Raw genomic sequence first — 24,757 nt, forward strand, 5'->3', positions numbered from 1 at the left:
GATATGGCGCGGTATTTCCGGGGATAGTCGGATACTCCGGAACATACCGCGCCATCTGAGCAGATAATGCAGAACGGACAGCATCAGCCCGTTCCGATACCTTGAAAAACTACGTCGAATTACAGCGCCGGACGCAGCACGTAACCAGCACCGCGCACCGTGTGAATCATCGGCTCGCGACCAACGTCAATCTTCTTACGCAGGTACGAAATGTACAGCTCGACAATATTGGCCTGGCCGCCGAAATCGTAGTTCCAGACGTTATCCAGAATCTGGCTCTTCGACACCACTCGCTTCGCGTTTTCCATGAGGTAGCGCAGCAGGTCGAACTGGGTTGCGGTGAGGTTAATCTGCTCGCCACCACGGGTGACCTCGCGGGTGTCCTGGTTCAGTACCAGATCACCCACCACCAGCTCCGCGTCGTCAATGGCGGCAACGCCGGAGCGCTGCACCAGGCGGTGCAGGCGGATCATGACTTCTTCCATCGAGAAGGGCTTGGTCACGTAGTCATCGGCGCCAGCCGCCAGACCCTCGATGCGGTTGTCCACCGAATCCTTAGCGGTCAGGAACAGGCAGGGCACCTCGGGGTAGAACTTGCGGATGCGGTTGAGCAGCTCCAGGCCATCGAAGCCGGGCATCATGATGTCCAGCACCAGCACATCGGGCCGCCAATCGCGGGCAATAGCCAGGGCGGAGGGGCCGTCTCCGGCGGACTGCACATCCCAGCCGATCATTTTCAGGCCCATGCTGACGAGTTCCTTGAGCATCTCCTCATCGTCGACGACGAGGGCACGGATGGGGCTGCCGTCCGGGTGCTCGAGGGCGGGAAGGTTCTTGGCGATTTCGGTTGCTTTACTGCTCATAGGTCTAGGGTACCGCGAGGATTCTCACGCGGGTGCGCCGAATGTATATTTTCGCGACAAACATACGGAACGCATGTGTCGGTCACAGCTGAGGCACAGATTGCGGAGTTTCTCTTCCGGCAATCTTCCGGCAAACCAGTCTGTGCCTTCTTCAGCCGGCCGCTCTCTTCTGTAAAATTTGTACTAGATTAGGTAACACTCAATTACGTGTCGAGGCGCTACCATCGGTGTTTTTCCCGAACGTTACGCACCAATAGACGACCATCGCACAACCGTCGCATCATCGCAAAGGAGGGCGTATGCGCATCAGCCGTATTTACAACAACAATGTCGCCCTCACCGTGAATCATCTGGGCCAGGAGGCCGTCGTGATTGGTCGCGGTATTGCCTTCGGTAAGCGTAAAGGCCAGGTTGTTGATTCTGCCGCGATTGAGCAAACTTTTGTACCCGAGCGGGGCATGTCGGGTGAGCGCCTCAGCCTCACCCTTTCCGAGATTCCCGCCGAAATCCTGTCTATTGCCACGGGACTGGAATCGCGCGTGCGGGCTGACGGGGTGCTGGAGCTCTCGAACTCCTTCATTATTCCGCTGGCCGACCACCTGCACTACGCGGTGATACGTGCCCGCGAGGGGGTGCGGGTGGACTACCCGCTCGCCCCCGAGGTGACGCTCCTGTACCCGCGCGAGGTAGAGTACGGTCGCTCGGTAATTGCCGCGGTGCACGAGCACCTGCAGGTTCAGGTGGATCCCGGCGAAGCCATTCCGCTGGCACTACACCTGGTCAACGCGCAATTTGCGACGGCGGACATGTCACAGGCGTTCCGCATGACGGAAGTGTTTGCGCAGGTTTTCGAGATTATCGAGGCCAGCTACGAACGCACACTCGACCCGGACTCTGTGAGCGCGGCACGCTTTATCACGCACCTGCGGTACCTGTTCGTACGGGCGAGCCGCGAGGGCGAATCCCCAGAAATTGATAGCGTCTCACAGCCGAGCCTTCTAGCGGCCCTGCGCGCGGACGCGCCTCGCGCCTTCGCCTGCGCGCAGAGGGTTCTGCTGGTGTTGCAGATGCAGCTGAACCATTCGCTAACCCAGGACGAGCTGACCTATCTGACCATTCATATCGCCCGCCTGGCCCGCGAAATGTGGGGTATCCAGGAGTAGCGGACGACACCGGCCGGGGCGTGGCCGTTGAACGCGGCTTAGCGTGTTGTAAGTGTCCAGAATTATGAATATCTGATTTGGCAGGTGCCCCTGTCGCGCGTTAGCGCGTCGAGTAATTTTTAAAATTTGCGGTTTCTGGCGAAGTGCCGCCAGACCGGCGCCACCACGGAGCCTACGCTTGTCGTGCCGGCGACCAATAAATGATGTGAAGGACCCCCTCGAGCCTTTTAGCTCGAAGGGGTCCTTCACGATAGCTATTGGGTCGACCTCCGAACCGAGGTCAGTCCCGCGACCGGAGACGCTTTAGCGACTCTCCTCTACGGCCGAGGTACCCTGCTCTTTGGGACCCTCAGCAGGCCCTTCAGAGGCGGGCTTAACGCGCTGCACCACGGGTGCCGAACGCTCCGAGAAACCGCGGCGCACCGCACCGGCGGCCGCGCGAGCATCCATCGCGTAGAGCTGCTCGCGGTTGGTCAGCACCACCAGAGTCATGGCGTTCAGGCCCACGCCCAAGATGCACAAAATCCACCCGACGAGCATGAATCGGCCACCCGAAAGCACCGCACCCGCAAGCAACAGAGCAATAGAGACCAGGTACGCCGGGGACAGCAGAAACTTCGTGTTCATGACGCCCACCTAGCGAACGTTCGAGCGGGGCTTCGGGGCACGACCGGCGGCGCGGGCGCGAGAAGGTAGCACGCCCAGGCGACCAGCGGGAGCCTGCACGACCGGCTGGGACTCGGTGGGTTCCTCTTCGCGCGCCTCGTCCTGAGCCGTCGCGGAGTGATCCTGTTCGGCTTCCTGATCCTGCACCTCCGAAGGCTGTTCGGCAGCGCGAGCTTCTTCTTCCTCGCGGCGCTCGCGGTCTTCGCGGCGCTGCTCGGCACGCTCACGGATGCGGGTCTCAACGGTAGACTCCAGCCCGTCCAGGTTCGTCACAAGCGCCGGAACGGGGTCACCCTTCGCCTTACCGACCGAGAGCAGCACCGCCACAACGTTCAGGCACAAGGCGGCAATCAGCAGAATCCATCCCAGCCACAGAACCCAGGGGGTTGAGGAGCCGATCAAGAGCGCACCACAAAAAATCGCGCCAAGGGAGGTCAGGTACGCGGGCGAGAGAGTCTTGAAGTCCATGTCTACTTTCAATGCAATGTGAGTTTGAGAGAGCTACAGCGTGTTCAACGCTTCCTGTCTCATTTTAGGTGATGGTTGAGCGTTAGTCTTCCTTTTCCCAGCTCCAGGGCATATCTACCCCGGCACAAGCACCGGCAGACCTGCCGTCCTGCTGTTAGCCTCCCTGAGAGGGTTAGGCGCTCTCCCCCGCGGAGGGCAGAGGCGAAGAAGGCGCGTTCTTCACAACCGGGATGATTTGGGTGCTCGGGGCATCCTGATACTGCTTCCACAGGTTGTAACGCTCCAGTGCCACCGCACCGGCCGTCATAGCGGGCAGAATGAACGCACCCGATGAGCGGATACTCTCCGCCTGGGCCAGGATATCCAGCTTGCGGACCACACGGGTCACGTCGTGGGCATCGTAGCGGTCCTGAGCCGCAATCACCTCATTCTGCGCGGCCGTCAGGGCGGCGTCACGCAATCGCACGAAGTCACTGCGCTTATCCTTCAGCCTCTGCATATGCTGCTTGTACTCTTCGGGTAGCGCCTCACTGATTTCGTCACGGCGGGTAATGGCGGCGCACATTTCCTTCAGACGGGCATAGGTTTCGGGGTCGGTGGTGGTTTTAGCTTCGGCCTGTAGCGCATCCAAGGCGGCGGCCTGAGCAATTTTGAGCAACTCGGGCACCGCGGTTTCTTCCTCGTGGTTGGCCCGTACGCCCAGAACCTTCACGAGCAGAGGCAGGGTGAGTCCGGGTAGCACGAGGGTGAAGAAGAGGACCGAAATCATCATGACGATAGCGTCCTGGCGAATCTGTTCGGTGCCGTTGACCACAGGAATAGACAAGGCCAGAACCAGGGTCACGAGGCCGCGCATACCTGACCAGGTCATGACGATAACTTCGGCGAAGCTTTCGGGGGCTCCCTCGTGGATGGGGTTCTTGCGTCCCGCAAGCCATATGAGGGTGAACCAGACGAGGCGCACAAGGATGGCTGCCATCGCGACCATAGCTCCGTCGACAAAGAGACTGGTAATGCGGGTGGAGTCGGCGGTAGCAATGATGTTGCTTGCCTGCAGGCCGATGAGGCCAAAGGCCACGCCGGTCATGAGCAGCTCGATCAGCTGCCAGAAGGAGGTGGAGGAGAGGCGTTCTTCCGCTTCGAGTGCCGCCATGTACTTGGTGCTGGTGAACTGGATAGCGCCGATAACCACGGCAATAACGCCGGAGGCGTGCACGCTTTCAGCCGCGAGGTAGGCGCCGAAGGGGATCACAAGGGTCACGGCATTGCTGGTGACCACGTCGTGGGCGCGCTGGCGCACGTAGCCGCCAAGCCAGCCGAAGACGTAGCCGATGATGACCGCGAGGATTGAACCGAGTGCAAAGTCTTTGAGGACGGAAAGCGGGTCGATGTGATGTCCGTTGGTCATGGAGTGGATTGCGGCGTGGAAGAGAACGATTGCAATAGCGTCGTTGAAGCTACCCTCGGTCTGCAGGGTGCCGATGAGTCGGCGGGGGATGCCGACGGGCTCGGCGACTGCCTCCACGGCGACGGGGTCGGGCGGGGAGACGGCAGCGCCGACGGCTAGGGCGACGGCGATAGTCATGCCGGGCACCCACCACATGGCGGCACCGGCAATAGCCAGGGCGGAGACGAAGGTCAGCAGGACCGAGTAGAGCAGGACGGATTTCCAGCGGCGGCGCAGGGTTCCCCAGGAGAACTTGATACCAATAGCCCACAGTAGCGGCGGAAGGAAGATCGGCAGGATGATGTCACTGTCGATGGTCAGCTCCGGACGGTTAGGGATGAAGAGCGCGGCGGCACCCAGCAGGGTCATCATGACCGGCCAGGGAAGGTTTAGACGGTCACCCACGCTGACCATGAACACGGTCGCCAGCAAAATGATGACGATGACGGAAAGATAAAGCATTGGTCCGGTATTGTTCCTTTCGCACGGCTAGGTTCAGTCGGCTATATCTACTACTCTACCGGAGGGCGATACACGGCTTTTGGGGTGAGGTGATTCTGGCGCTCATATCCCCCTTTTCTTTCACCTTACAGCCCAATACCCAATACGGAATATATAGTTTCCCCTAGGCACCTCTGTTTAGCATGAGGCACCTAGGGGAAACTTTCTATATTTAGAATATATTGCTCGAGGAGAGCTGCTTTGGTGGGCTACTTAGAGCCGCAACCACCAGCACCGCATCCACAGCCACCAGCGGGAGCTTCTTCAGCAACGGGTTCAGGCTCGTCGTGGCCACCGCAGCACCCGCCCTCACCGTGGGAGTGGCCGTGGCCCTCAGCCTCAGCGGAGGAACCGCATCCACCGTCACCGCAACCACAACCACCGGAGGAAGGCTCCTCGTGGCCGCCGCATCCACCCGAGCCGCAGCCACAGCCGCCGCCCACGGAGCCGCATGCAGAGCCGCGGGCTTCGCGGTGACCCATCAGATCAACACCCAGGTCGGAAAGATAACGCAGGTAGCCGGCGAGGGCATCGCGCCCACCGGTACCGGAGATAACGATGCCGCCGTGACGCAGAGACTTCAGAATCTCGTTGACCATGGGCCACTGCTCAATATCGTCGGTAATGGTAATGGCGCTGACCACGTGCATTGCGAGGGAAGTCAGCGAGCGCAGGGACTGCTCGTAGCCCTCGGGCAGGTGAATCACCTTAGAGGGGGCAGCCAGGCGCAGAATCGACAGCACACGCATGAGCATCATGGGCACTGCGTTCTTCGGCAGGAGCACGGTCACACCAACAGCAGGGGAAGCGGCAATGCGCTCAATAGCTTCGGCCAGTTCCTCAGAGTCGATGTCGCGGGAGATGTCAAGAACGTCGTAGGAGTCCACGGCGATGGAGCGAGTGCCTAGAGCGTCGGCAAGTTCCTCGTTCTCGGTGTGGACTGCAATCATGTTGCGGAATTCGTTGCGGCGTACGACGGAGGCAGCTTCGATGAGGGCGAAGTCCTGGCCCTCCCCGTCCACCAGGAGGGTGTGGATCTCATCGCGGGTCAGGGGCTGTTCGGAGCCTGCCCGCTCGATTAGTTCAGAAAATGCATTGCTCATAACGGCTATTAAACACCCGCGCGCTATAAGTGCGCTCGCAAGGTTCCCCTGCATTGGCGGTTTTTAGGGGCTTTAAACGCATTTTTATGCCCAGAGCGTGGTATGTCTCGCGCTACCTATATTCTTAAGTGCACCTAATATTGAAGTTGCTTATAGAACGCGAAACATTTATCTCTCAACCGTGAGAATCACCAATTATTACGATGCTTCTCTCGCATGATTTACGCTTTTCCTGTTTTCCAGTCGGCGCATGATGTCGGGGGCAGTACATCAAACACCCTAAAATAGAGATGTGGTACTTTCCCGTGAAAAGATTCTAGATACCGCCTACGAGGTCTTGGCGACCTACGGCCTGGCGGACCTTTCGATGCGCCGACTCGCTCAGGAGCTTCACGTGGCTCCCGGCGCCTTGTACTACCACGTGAAGAACAAGCAGCAACTGCTCATCCTGCTGGCGGACTATATCTTGGCCCGCGCCCCGAAGTCGATGTATGAAGAGGCTGAGCCGACGGTAGAGGCCGTGCGCGCTTCCATGATTCGTCGCGGTGACACGCTCTTCTCGTTGCTGTACCCCATCCGTGAGTGCCCCGAGGTGGTCCGTCTAAGCTTGACTCTGCACCCGCGGGAGCTGAAGCCGGTGGTGGCTATGGCTCACGAATTTCAGTCGCTGGGCATGGGTCACGCGGAGGCGTTGCGCCGTGCCCGTCTGCTGACCCACACCGCACTGAGTCTGGTGGAAGAGTACCAGACGTTGCCGCTCATTTCTCCTCAGGAGGCGGTAGCTAGCGGCGATGTTCCGCTCATCGAGAATGCTTTTAACCGTTATCGCAGGGATTTGCAGTCGGCTATTGACGTGATGATGGTCGTGCAGCCCCCGTACGTTCAGGAGAGCTAACCCTCGTATTTGCTTTCTCAGCATCTATTGTGCAGGCCCCGCATCGTTATGGTGCGGGGCTTTTGCGTTGTGTTTCGCCTCCCGTGGCGTGACACGGTATCCGAGTGTTTACTGTCGGCACCGCCCCAAAACCGCTCATGACTCGAGCCGGGTGGCCCTTCTGCCGTAGTCTAGAGGGGATACCTCTAGACTATGTTGCGCGTTCCGGGCGCATTCGGCGCAAAGAGGTACCGCACAGATTCCGTATGCCCTGCGGGGCGCAAGCGAGGTGTCCCGATGTCCATGACCGCTACCGCCCAGTGGGCGGCCTTCCCCAGCCACAGCGCGGAGATTGCCCGCGTCCGTGAGGAGTTTATTACCGCCTACGGCTATGAGCCGGACGGCGTGTGGTCGGCGCCGGGCCGCCTGAACCTGCTGGGCGAGTACATTGATTTTCTGGGGGGCTCGTGTTTGCCGATGCCTCTGCCCTACCGCACATATATTGCGGGTGCTCTGCGCCGTGATGGGGTGCTGCGCGCTTCCTCGCTGCAGATGCCGGGGGATGAGCGCACGGTGGTGGTGCGTGATATTCAGCCTGGTCATTTGAAGGGTTGGTTCACGTATGTGGCGGGCGTGGCTTGGGCGATGAATCAGGAGGGCGGACGCGACATCATGCTCCCCGACGCGTTCGGAGCGGACCTTCTTATCAATTCCCGTGTTCCGGTGGGTGGTGGTTTGTCTTCTTCGGCGGCTTTGGAGTGTTCGACGGCGCTTGCGTTGCTTGAGCTTTCTTGCCCTTTGCGTCCGGACTGTCCGGAAACAGATGAGGCGGCGGCTGATAATGATGATCTGCGGGCCCGTCTGGCTCAGGTGTGTATTACGGCTGAGAATAAGGTGGCTGGTGCGCAGACGGGTGGCCTGGATCAGACGGCTTCGTTGCGTTCGCATCCGGAGCAGGCATTGGTGATTGATTTTCGAGACTTTTCGATTGAGCCGGTGCGGGTGGATATTGCCCAGCACGGTCTGAGCTTTTTGGTGATTGATACGAACACCCCGCACGAGCTGACGGACGGTGGATTCACGGCGCGGCGCGCGGCCTCTGAGGCGTGTGCTGAGGCCTTGGGCTTGCATTTTCTGCGTGATGCTCTGCCTGAGGATCTTTCGTGTGAGGGCATGGATGCGCGTTCCGCGAAGGCTTGGCGTGCCGAGCTGGTGGATTCTTCGGTGAACCGTGCCCTGGATGCTTTGGAGGATTCGGGGCGTCCTTGTTTGTTCCCGCGCGGCTGGGTGCGTCATGCTTTTCACGATATGACGTTGGTGGGTCGTGCGAGCTATCTTCTGCAACATGCTGATGAGCTGGGCTTGGTGGCTTTCAATGAGGCTGGCCGTATCTTTACGGAGTCGTTTGTATCGATGCGCGATGAGCTGTGTGTTTCTCGCCCGGAGATTGACGAGGCGGTGCGTGTGTGCCTGGAGTATGGGGCGTTGGGTGCGCGCATTGTGGGCGGTGGTTTTGGTGGTGCGGTGATGGCGCTCATCTCGACCGAGCGCCTGGAGGAGGCGGCTCAGGCGGTTGCGACGAGTTATGCGCTGCACGGCTATGCGGCCCCGCGGTTTTTGCCGATGACGGCGGGTTTTGCGGCTTCGCATGACTGGTCGGCGGCGGCCGATATGACCGATATTCCTGTGAATTAGGTGCTTGCGAGGTGTCTTCGTCGCGGTTGGTGTTGAGGCTCGCGGGAGCCCCGTTTTTCGGGTATTAGCCCGTCCTGTAGATAGGTATAGCGGTGTTGAACGCTATTCTTATCTGAAAGTTTCCTGCGAGTTTTATCTCGCCGCTTCGCTCCCTCGCATCACAATAACCTCTGGATAAGCCACAATTATTCTGTTGGCGATTAAGAAATAATTCTCCGCGTTAAAACCTGGTTTTTAGCACTTTCCCGCGTGGGTAAACTTATCGAGAAGGTCAGCCCGTGAACCGTAAAGTTCCACCGCGGCACCCGCCCAGCGAGGTAAGCAGCAGGCCCCTTCGCCTATCGCATTCCAGTTCCCTCGCGAATTTGGAATATCCCTCATTTGAGAGCGCGCAAACGCGCAGAGAGGAGACCCTCGTGGGCCTCGACATCTTCAAGGACGCTGTTGAGCAGAACCTCGGCAAGGTCAAGGAAGCCGTTGAACACGGTCTGGATAAGGCTCAGGAGACGATTAACGACAAGGCTGGTAAAGACGTCGTGAGCAATGAGCACATTGCAAAGGTTGAGGACGTCATCAACAGCAAGATTGACGAAGTTTCTCAGAAGCTCGGCGACAAGTAAGCTTCGTTCCGCATTTTGCGGTTATTTCGGGATTCCACGTATGGAATCCCCCGGTTCTCCAGGGTATTGAGCTCCGCATGATTGGGGCTTACAGCCCTGGAGAGCCCTTCTGTTCGGATGCAGTTGAGCACCACCGCATCCGGTGGGCGGCTTTTTTGGCGGGTCGTCCCCTCTAGTTTTTCACTCAACCTCCAATGGTGGGGTTTCCACCTCGTTTCGGGTGCTTCCCATCGATGCTGTACCCGAGGCATCACTCAGCAGCGGCATGTTTATGCCATGTATCGCTCTCCTTCTCATCTCTCACTCTCACAGGTACTCGCGATGTCTCGCGCTCTGTGCACGCCCCGCGTTCCCTACCCATTCGGTTTGGAGCACGGGGCGTGCGCCGTTAACACTTCCGCTTTCCTGTTTGTTGGTAATCATTCGTCGGCAGAAGTTCCCCTTTAGAAAATCCGTAAGCTCAATTCTGCTGGCCGGGATATGCTTTAAGCGGTAAGTATTAGCGCGCCCGGGCTGGGTTTTCCCTCGTGGTTCACACGATTTGTCCGGCGCATCCAACACACGGAGGAACGATGCTCGAACGTCAGCAGTCCAGCCAGGAACAGGCCCGCGAAGTGATGAAGAACGGCGGTGTTGTTATTTATTGGCGTCCCGGTTGCCCTTATTGCGAGGCTCTGGATTCTAAGCTGGGCGAGCTCGGTGACCACGCTACCTGGGTTAATATCTGGGAGGATTCGCAGGCTGAGGAGCATGTCAAGGCGCTTAACGAGGGCAACGCCATTGTGCCTACGGTTGATACCGGCGATACCCACTTCGTGGTGGCTGACTTGGTGAGCCGTAATAAGGTGAAGAAGCTGATTGAGAATACTCTCGATTCCGGTAGCGAGGCTTAAGATGGGTCGTCCTCCGCTAAATCGCGATACGACTGTTTGCATTTCTCTATCGGGCCGCCCGTCGAACCACGGTATTAAGTTCCACAATTACCTGTATGAGAAGCATGGGCTCGATTACCTGTATAAGGCGATGACTACCACCGATATTGAGGGTGCTATCGCCGGTGTGCGTGCTTTGGGTATTCGTGGCTGCTCGGTGTCGATGCCCTTCAAGCAGGCGGTAATTCCCCTGGTGGACGACCTGGACCACTCGGCTGCGGTGATTGGTGCAGTGAACACTATTGTGAACACTGACGGCTTTCTGAAAGCCTACAACACTGATGTGATTGCGGTGGCTTCGCTGTTGCGTTCACACAACGTGGATCCTTCTCTGCCCTTCCTGCTGCGTGGGTCGGGCGGTATGGCCGCCGCTGTGGCCGGTGCCTTCTTTGATGCTGGTTTTGCGCAGGGCATGATTATTGCGCGTAATGAGCAGACCGGTCCGGCTTTGGCTGCGTGCTATGAGTATGCGTGGGCCCCGGAGGTGGGTAAGTTGCGCGCACCGATTCTGGTGAACGTGACCCCGATTGGCATGGCTGGTGGTGAGGAGAGCGAGGAACTGGCTTTCCCGGAGGAAACTATCGCTGAGGCTCAGGTGGTCTTTGATGTGGTGGCCATGCCCGTTGAGACTCCGTTGATTCGTGCGGCTCGTGCGGCGGGTAAGGAAGTGATTCACGGCGGCGAGGTGATTGCCTTGCAGGCTGCTGAGCAGTTCCGTCTGTACACCGGTGTGGAGCTCACTCCTGAGGAGGTTGAGGAGGCGGAGGCTCAGGCGAACTAGTTTTGCACCCACCGCTTCTTCGTCCCGTAAGGGGCGCGACGTACGGAGGGCCTGGAAGGACAAATCCTTCCGGGCCCTCTTGGTTTTATCCGGCGCTTTGCGCCGGGGAATTTTTTGTAATTACACACAGCCTGGTACTTAAGGTTTTCCACGTCTGTGGAGAAATCTGGGGAAAACTCTTACACCGATGTAATTCATGCGGTGTGATTCGACTGTTTTAGCCTGTATCCACAGGTTTTAAACATCTACTCACACTCATGGAATTACACGAATGTAGTTATGCACAGTGTGGAAAACCTCTGTGGATAACCTGCTCTCGTGGCGAATTTCCTCGGGTCTGAGGCTCAGTATCGGCCGTTGAGCTACTGCTGCGGACTCTGCTGCGGCGGTTCCGAAGACTCGGGCTTCTTCACGAACGGAACGAACAGCAGAGTCAGTAGCACACCGCCCACAAAGCCTCCCGCGTGGCATGCGTGGGAGATATTTGACGGCGTCAAAAGACTGTAGATAACGTTCGCCGCGGTGATGAGGGCAAATACGCGGGCGGTGTCCTTCTGCTTCATGATGATCAGCAAGGTCATGAACGAACCCATGAGACCAAAAATACCTCCGGAGGCACCCACCACGCTGGTTCCAGGAGCCAATACATACACGCCGAAGGCTCCAAAGACGATTGAGCCCAGATACACGACAAGGAACTTCCAGCGACCCATCATGCGTTCAAGGGACACACCGTAGATAAACAGGTTAATCATGTTCCACACCAGGTGCATCGGGTCATTTTGTGCGTGCAGAAAACCGTAGCTGATGATGCGGTAGTACTCGCCGTGCTGGACGTAGGGCCACCAGATGGCGCCATGTTTAACCACCCATTGGTTGGGGATGATCTGTTGCAGACCGTAAATCGCAGCGGTTATCAAAATGAGCGTGTACGTAAGGTACCAGTGACGGGCAATAAAGGAGCCCTTAGGCTTTGAGGTGCCTCCGTTGAGCTCACGGTAGCATTCGGGGCAGACTGTACCGGCTCCCTGGTTCACCTGACATTCGCCGCAGATCGCCCGGTTGCATCGCCCGCACCGGGTATAGCTGGCGCGGGTGGGGTGGTTGGCGCAGACCGTGGGGGTCTGCCCGTAGCCGGAGTAGTTGGGATAATTCTCCACTGAATCTCCAAAGATTGTTGTGCCGGATGGTTCAGAACGGTGTACAGGCCTATAAGTGCAGGGGCCCGCCGGAAGAATCCTGGCGGGCCCCTGGAACTATATGTGCTTTCTCTGCACTTTAGGTAGAACGCTCCACGAGCCTTCTGAAGGCGTTTTAGAGCTTCTCGACGTCAATCGAGGAGATGACGACGTCCTTGACCGGGCGGTCCTGGAAGCCGGTCTCAACGCTCTCAATAGCGTCAACGACCTTCTTGGATGCCTCGTCAGCGACCTCACCGAAGATGGTGTGGCGGCCGTTCAGCCAGGGGGTCTCAACGGTGGTGATGAAGAACTGGGAACCGTTGGTACCGGGGCCGGCGTTAGCCATTGCCAGCAGGTAGGGCTTGGAGAAGGAGAGCTCGGGGTGAATCTCGTCCTTGAACTGGTAGCCGGGGCCGCCAACACCCATGCCCAAGGGGTCACCACCCTGAATCATGAAGTCCTTGATGATGCGGTGGAACACGACGTCCTTGTACAGGGGAGTGTTCATGATTTCACCGGTGCGGGGGTGCTTCCACTGGCGGGAGCCATCGGCCAGGCCGATGAAGTTCTCGACAGTCAGGGGTGCGTGGTTACCGAACAGGTTCACGACGATGTCACCGTAGTTGGTGTGGATAGTTGCCTTAGCAGTTGCATTAGTCATGGCTCTATTGTGGCACGGGCTGGCGCTCATTCGCCATACAACGTGTTTTTTCGCCCCGGGCGCACTGTCGGGCGGGCTTTTTAGGCCGGAATTGAATATCCTGAGAGGTGAACACTACGCGCGTCTCGACGGTTTTGCCGCCGCGGCGCCCAACCGATGGAGGTCACCCCATGTTCTGCTGCAAGAAGCGTAAGGCCCGCAAGGCTGCTAAGGCCCAGGCTGTTGTTTCGTCCCTGGCTGCTGTTGAGTCCTCGCTGGAAGGCAAGACCGCTGAGCTGTTCGCTGAGAAGCTGACCGGTAACAAGAAGGCACTGAAGAAGGCACGTAAGGTCACCGCGAAGACCGTTCGCGCTGCTGAGAAGGAACTGGCTCGTATTGAGCGTAACGGCGGCAAGCGTCCCCGCAAGGGTCTGGCTTTCCTGGGCCTGGTTGTAGCGCTGGGCGTCGCAGGTGCCGCCGCCTACAACGCGGCTCGCCCCGTTGAGGACCCTTGGAAGAACGCCTAAACATTCTTCTGTCTCAAGCACGTATCTAGCCTCAACGGCCGCTCTCCGGAGATCCATTCGAAGGGCGGCCGTTTCGCGTGTGCGGGATATACGCGGATGCGCGGCCATGTTCGCGTGCGATGCCGCCTCCGTGCTTCGCCGTAGCGGTATCCCGGATATGCAAAGGACCCCATGCCTTTCGACATGGGGTCCTCGGTTCAAAAAATAAACCGGCAACGACCTACTCTCCCACACCCACAAAAGTGCAGTACCATCGGCGCGAAGAGTCTTAGCTTCTGGGTTCGGAATGGGACCAGGCGTTTCCCTCTTGCTGTAATCACCGGAAAGTGGAGGCGAGGGGACTCGAACCCCTAACCCTCTGCTTGCAAAGCAGATGCGCTACCAATTGCGCCACGCCCCCGTGGTGCTTAACCAGTCTATACCAGCGATTCGCACATCACCAAATCCTCACGGAAATTTTTTTCGTAAGACCCGTCACAGCACTGCTTACCATCTTTCAGAAAAGGGGCAGGTCGCATTACGACCCCTTGATAACCTCACCGGGCATGCTGGCCTCACGCTTAGACACCGCGCTCAGCGGCCCCGACTGCTCCTTCAGGTAACGGCGCATAGCTTCCTTTAGCTTCTCCCTCACCTGCTCATCCTTCGATGAAGGGGCCTTAAACCCCAGGCTAAGAGCATCATTCCGTCCATCCGTCGGATATTCTTGACGAGCATTCCACGTAAGTGTGAAAGCTGTCAGGAGACTCAAATCAGCGGGCGTAACCGCCTTGTCTAGAGCATCGGCGGCTACCGCCACTCGGGCAGCCTCCGCAACACTAACAGCAATCTTCGTTTCAGCCCCCGAAGGTACCCTCACCGCCTTGGAGAGCGCAATCCGAGCGTAGAGCCGCACCTGTTTCACCCGGTCCTCTGAGGCACCCAGATGACCGAAGGCTCGGAAACGGCGGGCCACGTCAGCATACTCGCCTTCTTCGATAACTGCAGCCAGGCGTAGCTCATCCGCCAGGGCAACACCCTGGGTATAGTCCGCGTTGGTTCCCAGAGCCGCGGATGCATTAAGAAGCTTGAGCCACTGCTCCCGATCAAGAGTGGCCGAGTCGTTCACACGCAACGGCGGAACAGGGGTATCAGCTCGCTGACCACGCCCTTGCGGGTCATTAAACGGGTCTACACCACCGTAGGTAACGCTCAGACGCTGTATTGAGCCGTAAACCGATAATTGGGTCAGCGCCTCCGCAGCAGCCGGCAAATCCGCCTGCGCGGCTTCCGTGAGCGCCAGGGAGCCCACCAATCGCAGGTTCTGCTCTTTCTTCTCTTTGCCCACATTGATGCGCCCCAGCGATTCAATACGCAAATAGCGGGTATCAATCTTTTCCCGCACTCGATGCTCACGGCGGGCCAGTAGCTTCTCCACAGAAACCGTAGCTGCGGCATCCTCGCCCAAGAGGCCGGTGGCTGCAATGCGCGGTGCCGTTGCGATTAGCCCACCCGCCAGAATAACGCCTCCAGTCAACAGCAGGGAGCGGCGGGGAACCACCAGGTTGCGCCCATGCCGCTTTGCGGCGTCCCCTACGGCCGCGAAGCGGCCTCGCGTGCCGGTAGATTTTTCAGGATGCTGAGATTCAGGAACCTGCGAAGAAGACATTGGGCCTCCAAAGGTGAGCGGCGGTCAAAAACCACCCAGAGTGAGAGATAGTGGAGTAAGAATACACCGATTAGGCACCAAGATTGCGGACCCTCACTTGAGAGCCTCAACATAGAAGAGGCCTACGGTGCGAAATACTCGCCCCGTAGGCCTCTTGGTTGTCTATTCAGCCAACCCTCGAATTTTAGTCATCCGACCCAGCGGTTTGCGGTGATGCAACATTCGCCGACTCAGCAGCCAGCTCCGCGATGCGGATTTCACCGGTGGTCGGATCCTCGTACGGCACGTACTCCGTACGACCGGCAGGCTCAGCATCCTCATTCACGTGATTCTCCGCAATCAGGAAGCCGTGTGCGCCAAGAATTTTAGCTACTCGGTCAATATCCTGCGGGGTCGGAGTGTGGTCAACCACGCGACGAATATACTCGTTGATTCGCTGGTCACTCACATACGCCTCACCACGAGCGGCACGGGACTGCATGAGCTGGCGGACCACTTCCTGCAACTGCTCATCCGTCAGACGCATCTTCAGGATGGCCATCACGGCGGCACGGTCCTGAACAGGGACGTCCTTGGGATACCCAACGCTCAGCCAGTCGATTACTCGAGAGATGATGCCCTTATCAGGCATTGAGCCCCTCCTTCGATACTGTCATCATCATATTCACTGTGTGTTTCACGGTTCTAGTGACCTCCACCGGTGACGCCGAAAATATTCCAGCCGAACGTGTGGTGAATAAAGTCCTTAGCAACCCAGAGAATGGCGATGATTACGATTGCTACGATGATAGCAAAAACAACCCCAGCGGCAATCTTAGCCACCGTACTCGGCGGCTCAATCTCCACCAACTGACCATCCGCCGTGTACTCAGTGCGGCCCGCTACAAAGCGGAGACCGAGCGCATACAGCGCCGGAAGACCCGCACCAAAGAAGAGACCGGCCATGAGTACCGGAATAATCTTGTTCACGATATCCAACAGATATGCCATGGCTTACGAACCTGCCTTCTCAGTAGCAAGAGTCTGATCAGCGGATGTCTCAGCGCCGGTGACTGCGGCGCCTTCCTTCTCATCCCAGTCGCCGGCCACATTCGAGGCGTCAATGTTGTCCTTCTGGGAATGGCGCCACATCCAGAAGCAGAAGATAACCAGCAGAGCAAATACGGTCATCTCACCCACGAACTGGGTGCCGGTCAGCTTATTCATACCAGTACCAATCAGCCAGGTCAGAGCACCCACAATTGCGGCAGCAGGCAGAGTAATCAACCAAGCGACCACCATACGACCCGCCACGGACCAGCGCACCTCGGCGCCCTTTCGACCCAGGCCACTACCCAGAATCGAACCGGAGGCCACGTGGGTGGTGGACAGCGCCATACCAAAGTGCGAAGAAGTCAGGATAATCGCGGCGGAGGCACCATCTGCGGCCACACCCTGCGGAGTATCTACCTCAACGATGCCCTTGCCCAGGGTGCGAATAATACGCCAGCCTCCCAAGTAGGTTCCCAAAGCAATAGCGAGTGCACAGGCTGCCTTCACCCACAGGGGAATAGCGTCATCGCTCTTCAGAGAACCCGAAGCCACCAAAGCCAAGAAAATCACGCCCATGGTCTTCTGCGCATCGTTCGTACCGTGCGCCAGAGACATCAGGGATGCGGTAGCCACCTGACCCTTGCGGAAGCCGCTGTGCTTGCGCTCATCAGCAACCGGAGCCGCGATACGGTACACCAGCCAGGTGCCGGTTGCCGACACGATTGCAGCAATGACGGGGGAGAGAACCGCAGGAACAATAATCTTGGAGAGCACACCCATCCACTGCACACCATCAAAACCGATGGCCACCAGGGCGGAACCAATCAGGCCGCCAAAAAGTGCGTGTGACGAAGAGGATGGCAGGCCCAGCAACCAAGTCAGCACGTTCCAGAGGATGCCACCCACCAGGCCGGTAAAGACAATCAGCATCAGTGCTGAGCCGTTCGATGTCACATCGATACGGTCCAGGTTCACAATGCCATTACCGACCGAGCGAGCCACCTCAACAGAGAGGAAGGCACCCACCAGGTTCAGGGATGCGGAGAGAGCCACGGCTGTCTTCGGCTTCAACGCGCCGGTAGCGATAGACGTAGCCATCGCGTTACCGGTATCGTGAAAGCCATTCGTAAAGTCGAAGGCGAGCGCGGTCAGCACCACGATCACGAGAATAATGAGTTCTGTAGTCACAAGAAAATTATCTGTCGCTTCCACAAAAATCGAAAGTATTCGGTTTTAACACGAAATAACACGCAAACCCACACGATTGGGTGCGTGTTTTATGGACTTATTCATTTACCACCCCAAAAAACCCGCTATCACTAGGCAAAAACGGTGCACCCGCCAGCATCATTAAGTTGTTTTATGTGGATTCTCTGCCAGACCGGGACGACGAGCGGCATACCGCATACCAAGTGCCGAGGTGAGTTCATCTAGTGTTCACTTTCAGGCAGTTCCCAGATTTCTATTTGTGATGCGCGTCTATTACCCGCCTCGCATCCGTGCCCCATCGAGTATTTACCCCCTCCCCCTCACCACCCACCATTCAGCTCCACGACTGGCACAGTAGACACACCGGCAGCACATACAACAAAAGACCCCGTATCTTTCGATACGGGGTCTTCTTCAAAAATAAACCGGCAACGACCTACTCTCCCACACCCACAAAAGTGCAGTACCATCGGCGCGAAGAGTCTTAGCTTCTGGGTTCGGAATGGGACCAGGCGTTTCCCTCTTGCTGTAATCACCGGAAAGTGGAGGCGAGGGGACTCGAACCCCTAACCCTCTGCTTGCAAAGCAGATGCGCTACCAATTGCGCCACGCCCCCGCTTCAGCGGAAACCACTGTTTAGTTATTCTTCCAGGCCTTAGCAACCTCGTCATTCTGGCGCTTTACCAGCACCATCACGACAACACTTGAAAGCGCAATCATCAGAAAAACCTTCTTCATTTCTGCCTTTCACAGTGTGGAGTGGGCGTACCAAGAATCGAACTTGGGACCTCTTCGTTATCAGCGAAGCGCTCTAACCGTCTGAGCTATACGCCCTCCCTCTGCGGAATTCCTTCCGTAGAACGAGATATAACTATACAGGTGTTTGGCGGGAACACCAAATCAAAATGATATGTTATGCATCACATATATGTGAGGGGGTTCCACATCAAGGCGAACCGTACCACCCACAACCCCGCAGAGCACGGAAAATAGCACAAAAAAGGGCGGCACCGCCTCCGCACGGAGACGATACCGCCCAATTCAAACTCATAGTCGAGCGTTCTTAAGACTCGTCGCTCAGAGTCAAAGTCACACCGCCCACCAGCTTTGCAGCCAGGTTATACAGAATAGCGGCAATCATACCCAACAGAGTGAAAACCACAGTGTTCACCACAGCAAAAATCGTGGTTACCAAAGCCACCTGACCCAGCGAAATCATCTGCGAAATATCCACAGTGGTCGAACCGGTACCCAGCGAACTAATCAGCTGGTTCACACCAGCAAAAGCACCCGAAGCCTGCAGGAACAACCACAGAATCACCGAAGCCACAACAGTCACAATACCCAGAGCAATCGACAGCAAGAAGATCAGCTTCGCCACCGACCAGGTATCAACCTTCTGCACCACCAAACGTGCGCGACGAATCTTCGAACGAGGCGCAGGGCGAACCAGCTGACGACGCGAACCCGTCGGACGCTTAGCATTCACCGGACGCTTGCCGGCAGGACGCTTAGCGGCACCGGGACGGGCCTGACCCGAACGTGCCTGAGCGGGACGGCGGGCACCAGACTTAGGGGCCCCCTTCTTAGACGCACCAGCTGCTGCCGAACGCTGCGCTGACGCGGAAGAGGAGCTCGCGGAAGTGCTGCTCATTAGTTACCTCCAGTAGCGGTGAGGTCGGCAGCCGCCGCTTCACCCTCGTTATCCGTGCCGGGAGCAACAGAAACATCTTCTGCCGCCTCGGCATTCTCAGTGGTTTCATCATCGCTGTCGTCCAGCTGACGATCCTGGTTACGGGCAACACCAATAATCGAATCGCCCTCACCGGGCTTTGCAAAGATAACACCCATGGTATCGCGTCCCTTCGCAGGAACCTCATCCACGTTCGAACGAACAACCTTGCCGCTGGACATCACGACCAGGACCTCGTCCTCTTCATCCACGATAAGGCCACCCACCAGGGCGCCACGATCCTCCACAAGCTTAGCAACCTTAATGCCAAAACCATTACGACCCTGAACGCGATACTCATCCACACTCGTACGCTTCGCGTAGCCGCCCTCAGTCACTACAAAGACATAAGAGCCCTCGGTGACCACGTTGGCAGAAATCAGCTCGTCGCCATCGCGGAACTTCATACCGGTCACACCAGAAGTCGAACGACCCATGGGGCGCAACGAGGCATCATCCGCGTGGAAACGCAGGGACATACCGTTACGAGAAACCAGCAGGATGTCATCGGCAGCCGAAACAGTAAAGGCCGAGACCACCTCGTCACCCTCGCGCAGGTTAATAGCAATCAGACCCGCGGTGCGGTTCGTGTCGTAATCACTCAGGCGGCTCTTCTTCACCATGCCGCCGCGAGTTGCCAGCACCAGGTACTCAGCATCCTCGTAGCTCTTCAGCTCCATAACCTGAGCGATACGCTCGCCCCCCTGGAACTCCAGCAGGTTCGCGATGTGCTGGCCCTTCGCGTCGCGGCCGGCCTCCTGCAACTCATAGCCCTTCGCTCGGTACACGCGGCCCAGGTTCGTGAAGAACAGAATCCAGCTGTGTGTAGTCGTCACAAAGAAGTGCTCCACCACATCATCACCACGCAGAGAGGCACCCTTAATGCCCTTACCACCGCGGTGCTGGCTGCGGTACTGATCACTACGGGTGCGCTTAATGTAGCCGCCGCGAGTAATCGTCACCACGACCTCCTCCTCAGGGATGAGGTCTTCCATGGACATGTCGCCGTTGTAGCCGTACATAATCTGGGTGCGACGCTCGTCGCCGTAGCGGTTCACAATCTCGCCCAGCTCCTCAGAGATAATCTCACGCTGGCGAGTCTCCGAAGCAATAATCGCGTTGTACTCAGCAATCATGCGCATCAGCTCATCGTGGCGATCCTGAATCTTCTGACGCTCCAGGGCAGCCAGACGACGCAGCTGCATGTTCAGAATGGCCTGAGCCTGAGCCTCATCAATCTGCAGGAACTCCATCAGGCCGGTACGCGCCTCGTCCGCGGTGGGGGAGCGGCGAATCAGAGCGATGACCTCGTCCAGGGCATCCAGGGCCTTGAGCAGACCGCGCAGGATGTGCGCCTCTTCCTCCGCCTGGCGCAGACGGTAACGAGTACGGCGGACAATAACGTCCAGCTGGTGGTTGACCCAGTGGCGTACAAACGCATCCAGGGACAGGGTGCGGGGCACGCCATCCACAATGGCCAACATGTTTGCGGAGAAGTTCTCCTGCAGCTGGGTGTGCTTGTACAGGTTGTTCAGCACAACCTTCGGGGAAGCATCACGCTTGAGCACAATCACCAGGCGCTGACCGGTACGACCCGAGGTCTCATCGCGCAGGTCAGCGATGCCGGTGACCTTGCCGTCCTTGATAAGCTCGGCAATCTTGATGGCCAGGTTATCCGGGTTCGCCTGGTAGGGCAGCTCGGTGACCACCAGGCAGGTACGTCCGTGGATTTCCTCAACGTTAACCACGGCGCGCATGGTAATCGAACCGCGGCCGGTGCGGTACGCATCTTCGATGCCCTTGGTGCCCAAAATCTGCGCACCGGTCGGGAAGTCAGGGCCCTTGATGCGGGCGATGAGAGCATTCAGCAGCTCTTCGTTAGTAGCGTGCGGGTTCTTCAGGAACCACTCCACACCCTCGGCCACCTCGCGCAGGTTGTGCGGGGGGATGTTGGTCGCCATACCCACGGCGATACCCGAGGAGCCGTTAACCAGCAGGTTCGGGATGCGAGAGGGCAGAACGGTCGGCTCGAGAGACTTGCCGTCATAGTTCGGCTGGAAATCAACGGTGTCCTCGTTGATGTCGCGCACCATCTCCAGGGCGATGGGGGCCATCTTCGTCTCGGTGTATCGGGGAGCCGCAGCACCATCGTTACCGGGAGAGCCAAAGTTACCCTGTCCCAGCGCCAGCGGGTAACGCATAATCCAGCTCTGAATCAGACGCACGAGGGTGTCGTAGATGGGGCTGTCGCCGTGGGGGTGGAACTGACCCATGACGTCACCGACCACGCGGGCGCACTTGTTGAAAGCACGGTCCGGGCGGTAACCACCGTCATACATTGCGTAGATGACGCGACGGTGCACGGGCTTAAGGCCGTCACGGACATCCGGCAGGGCACGACCGATGATGACGGCCATCGCGTAGTCCAGGTAGGAGCGCTGCATTTCGGTCTGCAGGTCCACCTGTTCGATGTGACCGTGGTGATCCACAATCTCGGCGTCACCGGTACCGACAACGTCAGCCCCAGTCACTTCGTTCTGCTGTTCTTCGCTCATTATTTCCCTCAATAAATCACTCGGTTATATAACCTGCTCCACATATTCCCCATAAGGAATATGCCGTGCGGGTTAGATATCGAGGAATCGGATGTCCTTTGCGTTCTGCTGGATAAACTCACGGCGAGCCTCAACGTCCTCGCCCATCAGCACCGAGAAAATCTGATCCGCGGCAGCCGCGTCTTCCATCTTCACCTGCAACAGGGTGCGGCGTGCCGGATCCATGGTGGTATCCCACAGCTCGGTGTAATCCATCTCGCCCAGACCCTTGTAACGCTGAATACCGTTATCCTTCGGCAAGCGCTGGTTATTTGCCGCACCGCGTGCCAGAGCCTCATCACGCTCAGCATCAGAGTAGACGTAATCATGCGGAGCGTTCGACCACTTGATGCGGTACAGCGGCGGCTGAGCCAAGTACACGTAACCAGCCTCAATCAGCGGACGCATGAAGCGGAAGAGCAAGGTCAACAGCAGGGTCGTGATGTGCTGGCCGTCCACGTCCGCATCAGCCATGAGCACAATCTTGTGGTAGCGAGCCTTTTCGATATTGAAGTCATCACCAATGCCGGTACCGAAGGCGGTAATCATTGCCTGAATTTCAGCGTTCGACAGGGCACGATCCAGGCGAGCGCGCTCGACGTTCAGGATCTTACCGCGCAACGGCAGAATAGCCTGGGTGTTCGGGTTACGACCCTGAACCGCTGAACCACCCGCAGAGTCACCCTCCACCAGGTAAATCTCAGAGATCGACGGGTCCTTCGAGGAGCAATCCTTGAGCTTACCCGGCATGGAGCTGGTCTCCAGCAAGCCCTTACGGCGGGTCGTCTCACGTGCCTTACGGGCGGCGATGCGCGCCTGGGCTGCGGTAATCGCGCGACGCACGATGTCCTTAGCCACGGCGGGGTTACGGTCGAACCAGTCGCTCAGGTGATCGTTCACCTCGCGCTGGGTGAAGGACTTCGCCTCCGAGTTGCCCAACTTGGTCTTCGTCTGACCCTCGAACTGCGGCTCGGAAATCTTAATCGAGATGACCGCGGTCAGACCCTCACGCACGTCTTCACCGGTGAGGTTATCGTCCTTATCGCGCAACAGCTTGTTATCGCGGGCGTAACGGTTCACCAGGGAGGTCAGCGCGGCACGGAAACCCTCTTCGTGGGTACCACCTTCGTGAGTGTTAATCGTGTTCGCGTAAGAGTAGACGGATTCCTTATACGCACCGGTCCACTGCATGGCCACTTCCAGGCTCATGTTGCGGTCGGAATCCTCGGATTCGAAGGAGACAATCTCTTCGTTCACGATGGTCTTCGCGCCGGCGTTCAGGAAGTGCACGTAGTCGAACAGGCCGTTGTCGTAACGGTAGGTGACGGTCGTGTAGCCCTCGGCGTTAGCGCCCACGCGGTTCAGGGTCGAGGTCTTCTTCTCGTCCTCGGTCACCTCATCAGCAACAAACTTCTCGCGCTCATCGGTCAGGGTGATGGTCAGGCCCTTGTTCAGGAAGGCCATCTGCTGGAAGCGAGCGCGCAGAGTCTCAAAATCGAACTCGACGGTCTCAAAAATCTCGGGATCCGGGTAGAAGGTCTGAATCGTACCGGTCTTATCGGAAGGCTCGCCGCGGCGCAGGGGAGCGTCGGGCACGCCACCGTTGGAGAAGGAGATGTGCCATGCATAGCCCTGGCGGTGCACCTCGGTAATCACGCGGGTCGACAGGGCATTCACCACGGAGATACCCACGCCGTGCAGACCGCCGGAGACCGAGTAGCCGCCGCCACCAAACTTACCGCCGGCATGCAACACGGTCATGACGACTTCAACGGTGGACTTGTGCTCGGTGGGGTGCTCATCCACGGGAATGCCGCGGCCGTCATCCTTGACGCGCACCGCGCCATCAGCCTGGATGGTCACGTCGATTTCGGAGGCATAACCGGCGAGCGCCTCATCCACGGAGTTATCAACGACCTCGTAGACCAGATGGTGCAGACCGCGCTCGGTGGTCGAGCCGATGTACATGCCGGGGCGTTTACGAACCGCCTCCAAACCTTCCAGCACGGTAATATCGGATGCACCGTATTCATGGGGTTGCTCAGGTACCACGAGGGAGAACTCCTTGAATAGGCTCCAAATGTCAGTTTGCGGCACCAGCCCGTCATAGGAGCCAAATCGGCGACGAGGGGAGCCTAGAACGCCTCGACGCGGCACTTAAAGCGCCTTCATATGACTCGCGGTGCCGGTAACGCCCATATGGGCGCATTTAACGCATTGTCCCCTTTATTTTACCGAGCAAGGGGGTGTTAAAGCCATCCAGAGCGCCATATTTGGGGTAATTCACCCATATTCCACCCTCTCAAACGCCTGTAACGGCCTCTGAGAGACGTTCAACCCCCTTCCCGGTGAGGGGGGATACACCCCGAATAAGCGGCTGGGATGCGGGCACTTCCAAGGTTGCAACCTTCCGGCTATTCCGGTGTCGAGACAAAGGTTCGTTCCGCGCACACCGCCGACTCTCCTACCCGTAAGTGTCGCGCACCCCACGCATACCGGAGGCACGTCGATACCCGCGCTGGTTCCATCGGCCGTTATTCGGACCCAGGATACGCACCTGCGCCACCACACCCTCACCCAGCTCGCGGCGGAAGAGGTCGATTAGTTGCCCGTGCATCAGGCGTAGCTGAGTGGCCCATGCAGTAGAGTCGCACTGCACCTGAACGATGGAGTTCTCGAAGCTGAGGGGCTTGGTGTGCGCGGCAATTTCAGGGCCAACAAGTTCAGCCCAGCGAGCCAGTACGCTCGAGACAGCCACGGGCTCCTTCCAGCCTCGAGAGCGAATCAGGGAGCTCACGACACCCCCGAGCAGCTTGGGATCGCGGGAGCTTTCACCGGGGCCGCTGTACCCACCCATAACGCGGGGATCCCACCCTTGCGCGCGCTCGCGACGCTTCTTAGGGGCAGTTCCTGACATGGCAGCACCGAACTCGCGCATAATCTTCCGCGCCGAGAAAGCATTGAGGGGCGCCTCACCGCGTTCCTGGGCGGCCACACGCATACGGGTCAGTAGGGCTGCGGGGGCGTCCACCTCGTCTCGATAGAACTCACCGAAGCTATCAACCTCGCCGCCAGACATCG

The 24,757-nt window shown here is 58.2% G+C and carries 22 protein-coding genes, 3 tRNA genes and 2 rRNA genes; 7 read left to right on the forward strand and 20 right to left on the reverse strand.

What is annotated here, in order from left to right:
* Nucleotides 1-119: 119 nt before the first annotated feature.
* Nucleotides 120-863: a response regulator transcription factor gene (locus JX292_RS08325; protein WP_204863351.1), complete on the reverse strand. Its 744-nt coding sequence runs from the start codon at nucleotides 861-863 to the stop codon at nucleotides 120-122.
* Nucleotides 864-1,162: 299 nt separating this feature from the next.
* Between JX292_RS08325 and JX292_RS08330 the strand changes: the two genes are divergently transcribed.
* A complete protein-coding gene (locus JX292_RS08330; protein WP_204863352.1) occupies nucleotides 1,163-2,026 on the forward strand; it encodes a PRD domain-containing protein in 864 nt (287 codons plus the stop codon).
* Between the two features lie 303 nt (nucleotides 2,027-2,329).
* Here JX292_RS08330 and JX292_RS08335 read toward each other — a convergent pair whose 3' ends face one another.
* The 4 genes from JX292_RS08335 to JX292_RS08350 all read right to left on the reverse strand — a co-directional run bounded on the left by JX292_RS08335 (nucleotide 2,330) and on the right by JX292_RS08350 (nucleotide 6,211).
* Nucleotides 2,330-2,653, reverse strand: coding sequence for an ATPase (locus JX292_RS08335; protein WP_204863353.1), 324 nt, complete (start codon nucleotides 2,651-2,653; stop codon nucleotides 2,330-2,332).
* Nucleotides 2,654-2,662: 9 nt separating this feature from the next.
* Nucleotides 2,663-3,160, reverse strand: a complete 498-nt coding sequence (locus JX292_RS08340) for a hypothetical protein (protein WP_204863354.1) — start codon at nucleotides 3,158-3,160, stop codon at nucleotides 2,663-2,665.
* 172 nt (nucleotides 3,161-3,332) lie between these two features.
* Nucleotides 3,333-5,069: a cation:proton antiporter gene (locus tag JX292_RS08345; RefSeq protein ID WP_204863355.1), complete on the reverse strand. Its 1,737-nt coding sequence runs from the start codon at nucleotides 5,067-5,069 to the stop codon at nucleotides 3,333-3,335.
* A 248-nt stretch (nucleotides 5,070-5,317) separates the two neighbouring features.
* Nucleotides 5,318-6,211, reverse strand: a complete 894-nt coding sequence (locus JX292_RS08350; RefSeq protein ID WP_204863356.1) for a biotin synthase — start codon at nucleotides 6,209-6,211, stop codon at nucleotides 5,318-5,320.
* 292 nt (nucleotides 6,212-6,503) lie between these two features.
* Here JX292_RS08350 and JX292_RS08355 point away from each other — a divergent pair, with 292 nt between their 5' ends.
* From JX292_RS08355 to JX292_RS08375, 5 genes are all read left to right on the forward strand, one after another.
* Entirely contained in the window at nucleotides 6,504-7,106 is a 603-nt protein-coding gene (locus tag JX292_RS08355) for a TetR/AcrR family transcriptional regulator (RefSeq protein WP_204863357.1), read from the forward strand.
* A gap of 276 nt (nucleotides 7,107-7,382) precedes the next feature.
* Nucleotides 7,383-8,780, forward strand: a complete 1,398-nt coding sequence (locus tag JX292_RS08360; RefSeq protein WP_204863358.1) for a galactokinase — start codon at nucleotides 7,383-7,385, stop codon at nucleotides 8,778-8,780.
* 416 nt (nucleotides 8,781-9,196) lie between these two features.
* Nucleotides 9,197-9,400, forward strand: a complete 204-nt coding sequence (locus JX292_RS08365) for a ribosome recycling factor (RefSeq protein ID WP_239653707.1) — start codon at nucleotides 9,197-9,199, stop codon at nucleotides 9,398-9,400.
* Nucleotides 9,401-9,972: 572 nt separating this feature from the next.
* Nucleotides 9,973-10,293 carry a glutaredoxin domain-containing protein gene (locus JX292_RS08370; protein ID WP_204863359.1) on the forward strand — a complete coding sequence of 107 codons (321 nt, stop codon included), beginning with the start codon at nucleotides 9,973-9,975 and terminating at the stop codon, nucleotides 10,291-10,293.
* 1 nt (nucleotide 10,294) lies between these two features.
* Nucleotides 10,295-11,113, forward strand: a complete 819-nt coding sequence (locus JX292_RS08375) for a shikimate 5-dehydrogenase (protein WP_204863360.1) — start codon at nucleotides 10,295-10,297, stop codon at nucleotides 11,111-11,113.
* Nucleotides 11,114-11,475: 362 nt separating this feature from the next.
* Here JX292_RS08375 and JX292_RS08380 read toward each other — a convergent pair whose 3' ends face one another.
* Both JX292_RS08380 and JX292_RS08385 read right to left on the reverse strand, forming a co-directional pair.
* Nucleotides 11,476-12,273 (reverse strand): rhomboid family intramembrane serine protease, encoded by a 798-nt coding sequence (locus tag JX292_RS08380; RefSeq protein ID WP_204863361.1) that lies wholly within the window; start codon nucleotides 12,271-12,273, stop codon nucleotides 11,476-11,478.
* 154 nt (nucleotides 12,274-12,427) lie between these two features.
* Nucleotides 12,428-12,955: a peptidylprolyl isomerase gene (locus JX292_RS08385; protein WP_204863362.1), complete on the reverse strand. Its 528-nt coding sequence runs from the start codon at nucleotides 12,953-12,955 to the stop codon at nucleotides 12,428-12,430.
* Between the two features lie 170 nt (nucleotides 12,956-13,125).
* Between JX292_RS08385 and JX292_RS08390 the strand changes: the two genes are divergently transcribed.
* Entirely contained in the window at nucleotides 13,126-13,461 is a 336-nt protein-coding gene (locus tag JX292_RS08390) for a hypothetical protein (protein ID WP_204863363.1), read from the forward strand.
* Nucleotides 13,462-13,668: 207 nt separating this feature from the next.
* Here the strand turns inward: JX292_RS08390 and rrf (JX292_RS08395) are convergent.
* From rrf (JX292_RS08395) to JX292_RS08455, 13 genes are all read right to left on the reverse strand, one after another.
* A 5S ribosomal RNA gene (gene rrf, locus JX292_RS08395) occupies nucleotides 13,669-13,785 on the reverse strand.
* 3 nt (nucleotides 13,786-13,788) lie between these two features.
* Nucleotides 13,789-13,861: transfer RNA gene (locus JX292_RS08400), tRNA-Ala, on the reverse strand.
* A gap of 117 nt (nucleotides 13,862-13,978) precedes the next feature.
* The gene (locus JX292_RS08405) at nucleotides 13,979-15,109 is read right to left on the reverse strand and encodes an acetamidase (protein WP_204863364.1); all 1,131 of its coding nucleotides are present in this window, start codon (nucleotides 15,107-15,109) and stop codon (nucleotides 13,979-13,981) included.
* Between the two features lie 184 nt (nucleotides 15,110-15,293).
* Complete coding sequence (locus JX292_RS08410; RefSeq protein WP_204863365.1) at nucleotides 15,294-15,740, reverse strand: DUF3349 domain-containing protein; 447 nt, start codon at nucleotides 15,738-15,740, stop codon at nucleotides 15,294-15,296.
* Between the two features lie 53 nt (nucleotides 15,741-15,793).
* On the reverse strand, nucleotides 15,794-16,099 hold the full coding sequence (locus JX292_RS08415) for a hypothetical protein (RefSeq protein ID WP_204863366.1): 306 nt from the start codon (nucleotides 16,097-16,099) through the stop codon (nucleotides 15,794-15,796).
* 3 nt (nucleotides 16,100-16,102) lie between these two features.
* On the reverse strand, nucleotides 16,103-17,329 hold the full coding sequence (locus tag JX292_RS08420) for an inorganic phosphate transporter (protein ID WP_204863367.1): 1,227 nt from the start codon (nucleotides 17,327-17,329) through the stop codon (nucleotides 16,103-16,105).
* Between the two features lie 444 nt (nucleotides 17,330-17,773).
* Nucleotides 17,774-17,890: ribosomal RNA gene (gene rrf, locus JX292_RS08425) — 5S ribosomal RNA — on the reverse strand.
* Between the two features lie 3 nt (nucleotides 17,891-17,893).
* Nucleotides 17,894-17,966: transfer RNA gene (locus JX292_RS08430), tRNA-Ala, on the reverse strand.
* A 144-nt stretch (nucleotides 17,967-18,110) separates the two neighbouring features.
* Nucleotides 18,111-18,184, reverse strand: a tRNA-Ile gene (locus tag JX292_RS08435).
* 229 nt (nucleotides 18,185-18,413) lie between these two features.
* Nucleotides 18,414-19,004, reverse strand: a complete 591-nt coding sequence (locus tag JX292_RS08440) for a DUF3566 domain-containing protein (protein WP_204863368.1) — start codon at nucleotides 19,002-19,004, stop codon at nucleotides 18,414-18,416.
* Nucleotides 19,004-21,637: a DNA gyrase subunit A gene (gene gyrA, locus JX292_RS08445; protein WP_204863369.1), complete on the reverse strand. Its 2,634-nt coding sequence runs from the start codon at nucleotides 21,635-21,637 to the stop codon at nucleotides 19,004-19,006. The genes JX292_RS08440 and gyrA overlap by 1 nt, the downstream gene beginning before the upstream one ends.
* Nucleotides 21,638-21,709: 72 nt before the next feature.
* Nucleotides 21,710-23,728, reverse strand: coding sequence for a DNA topoisomerase (ATP-hydrolyzing) subunit B (gene gyrB / locus JX292_RS08450; RefSeq protein WP_204863370.1), 2,019 nt, complete (start codon nucleotides 23,726-23,728; stop codon nucleotides 21,710-21,712).
* Between the two features lie 412 nt (nucleotides 23,729-24,140).
* Entirely contained in the window at nucleotides 24,141-24,755 is a 615-nt protein-coding gene (locus JX292_RS08455) for a DUF721 domain-containing protein (RefSeq protein WP_204863395.1), read from the reverse strand.
* Nucleotides 24,756-24,757 lie beyond the last annotated feature (2 nt).

The sequence above is a fragment of the Rothia mucilaginosa genome (assembly GCF_901875305.1).
Taxonomy (GTDB): Bacteria; Actinomycetota; Actinomycetes; order Actinomycetales; family Micrococcaceae; genus Rothia.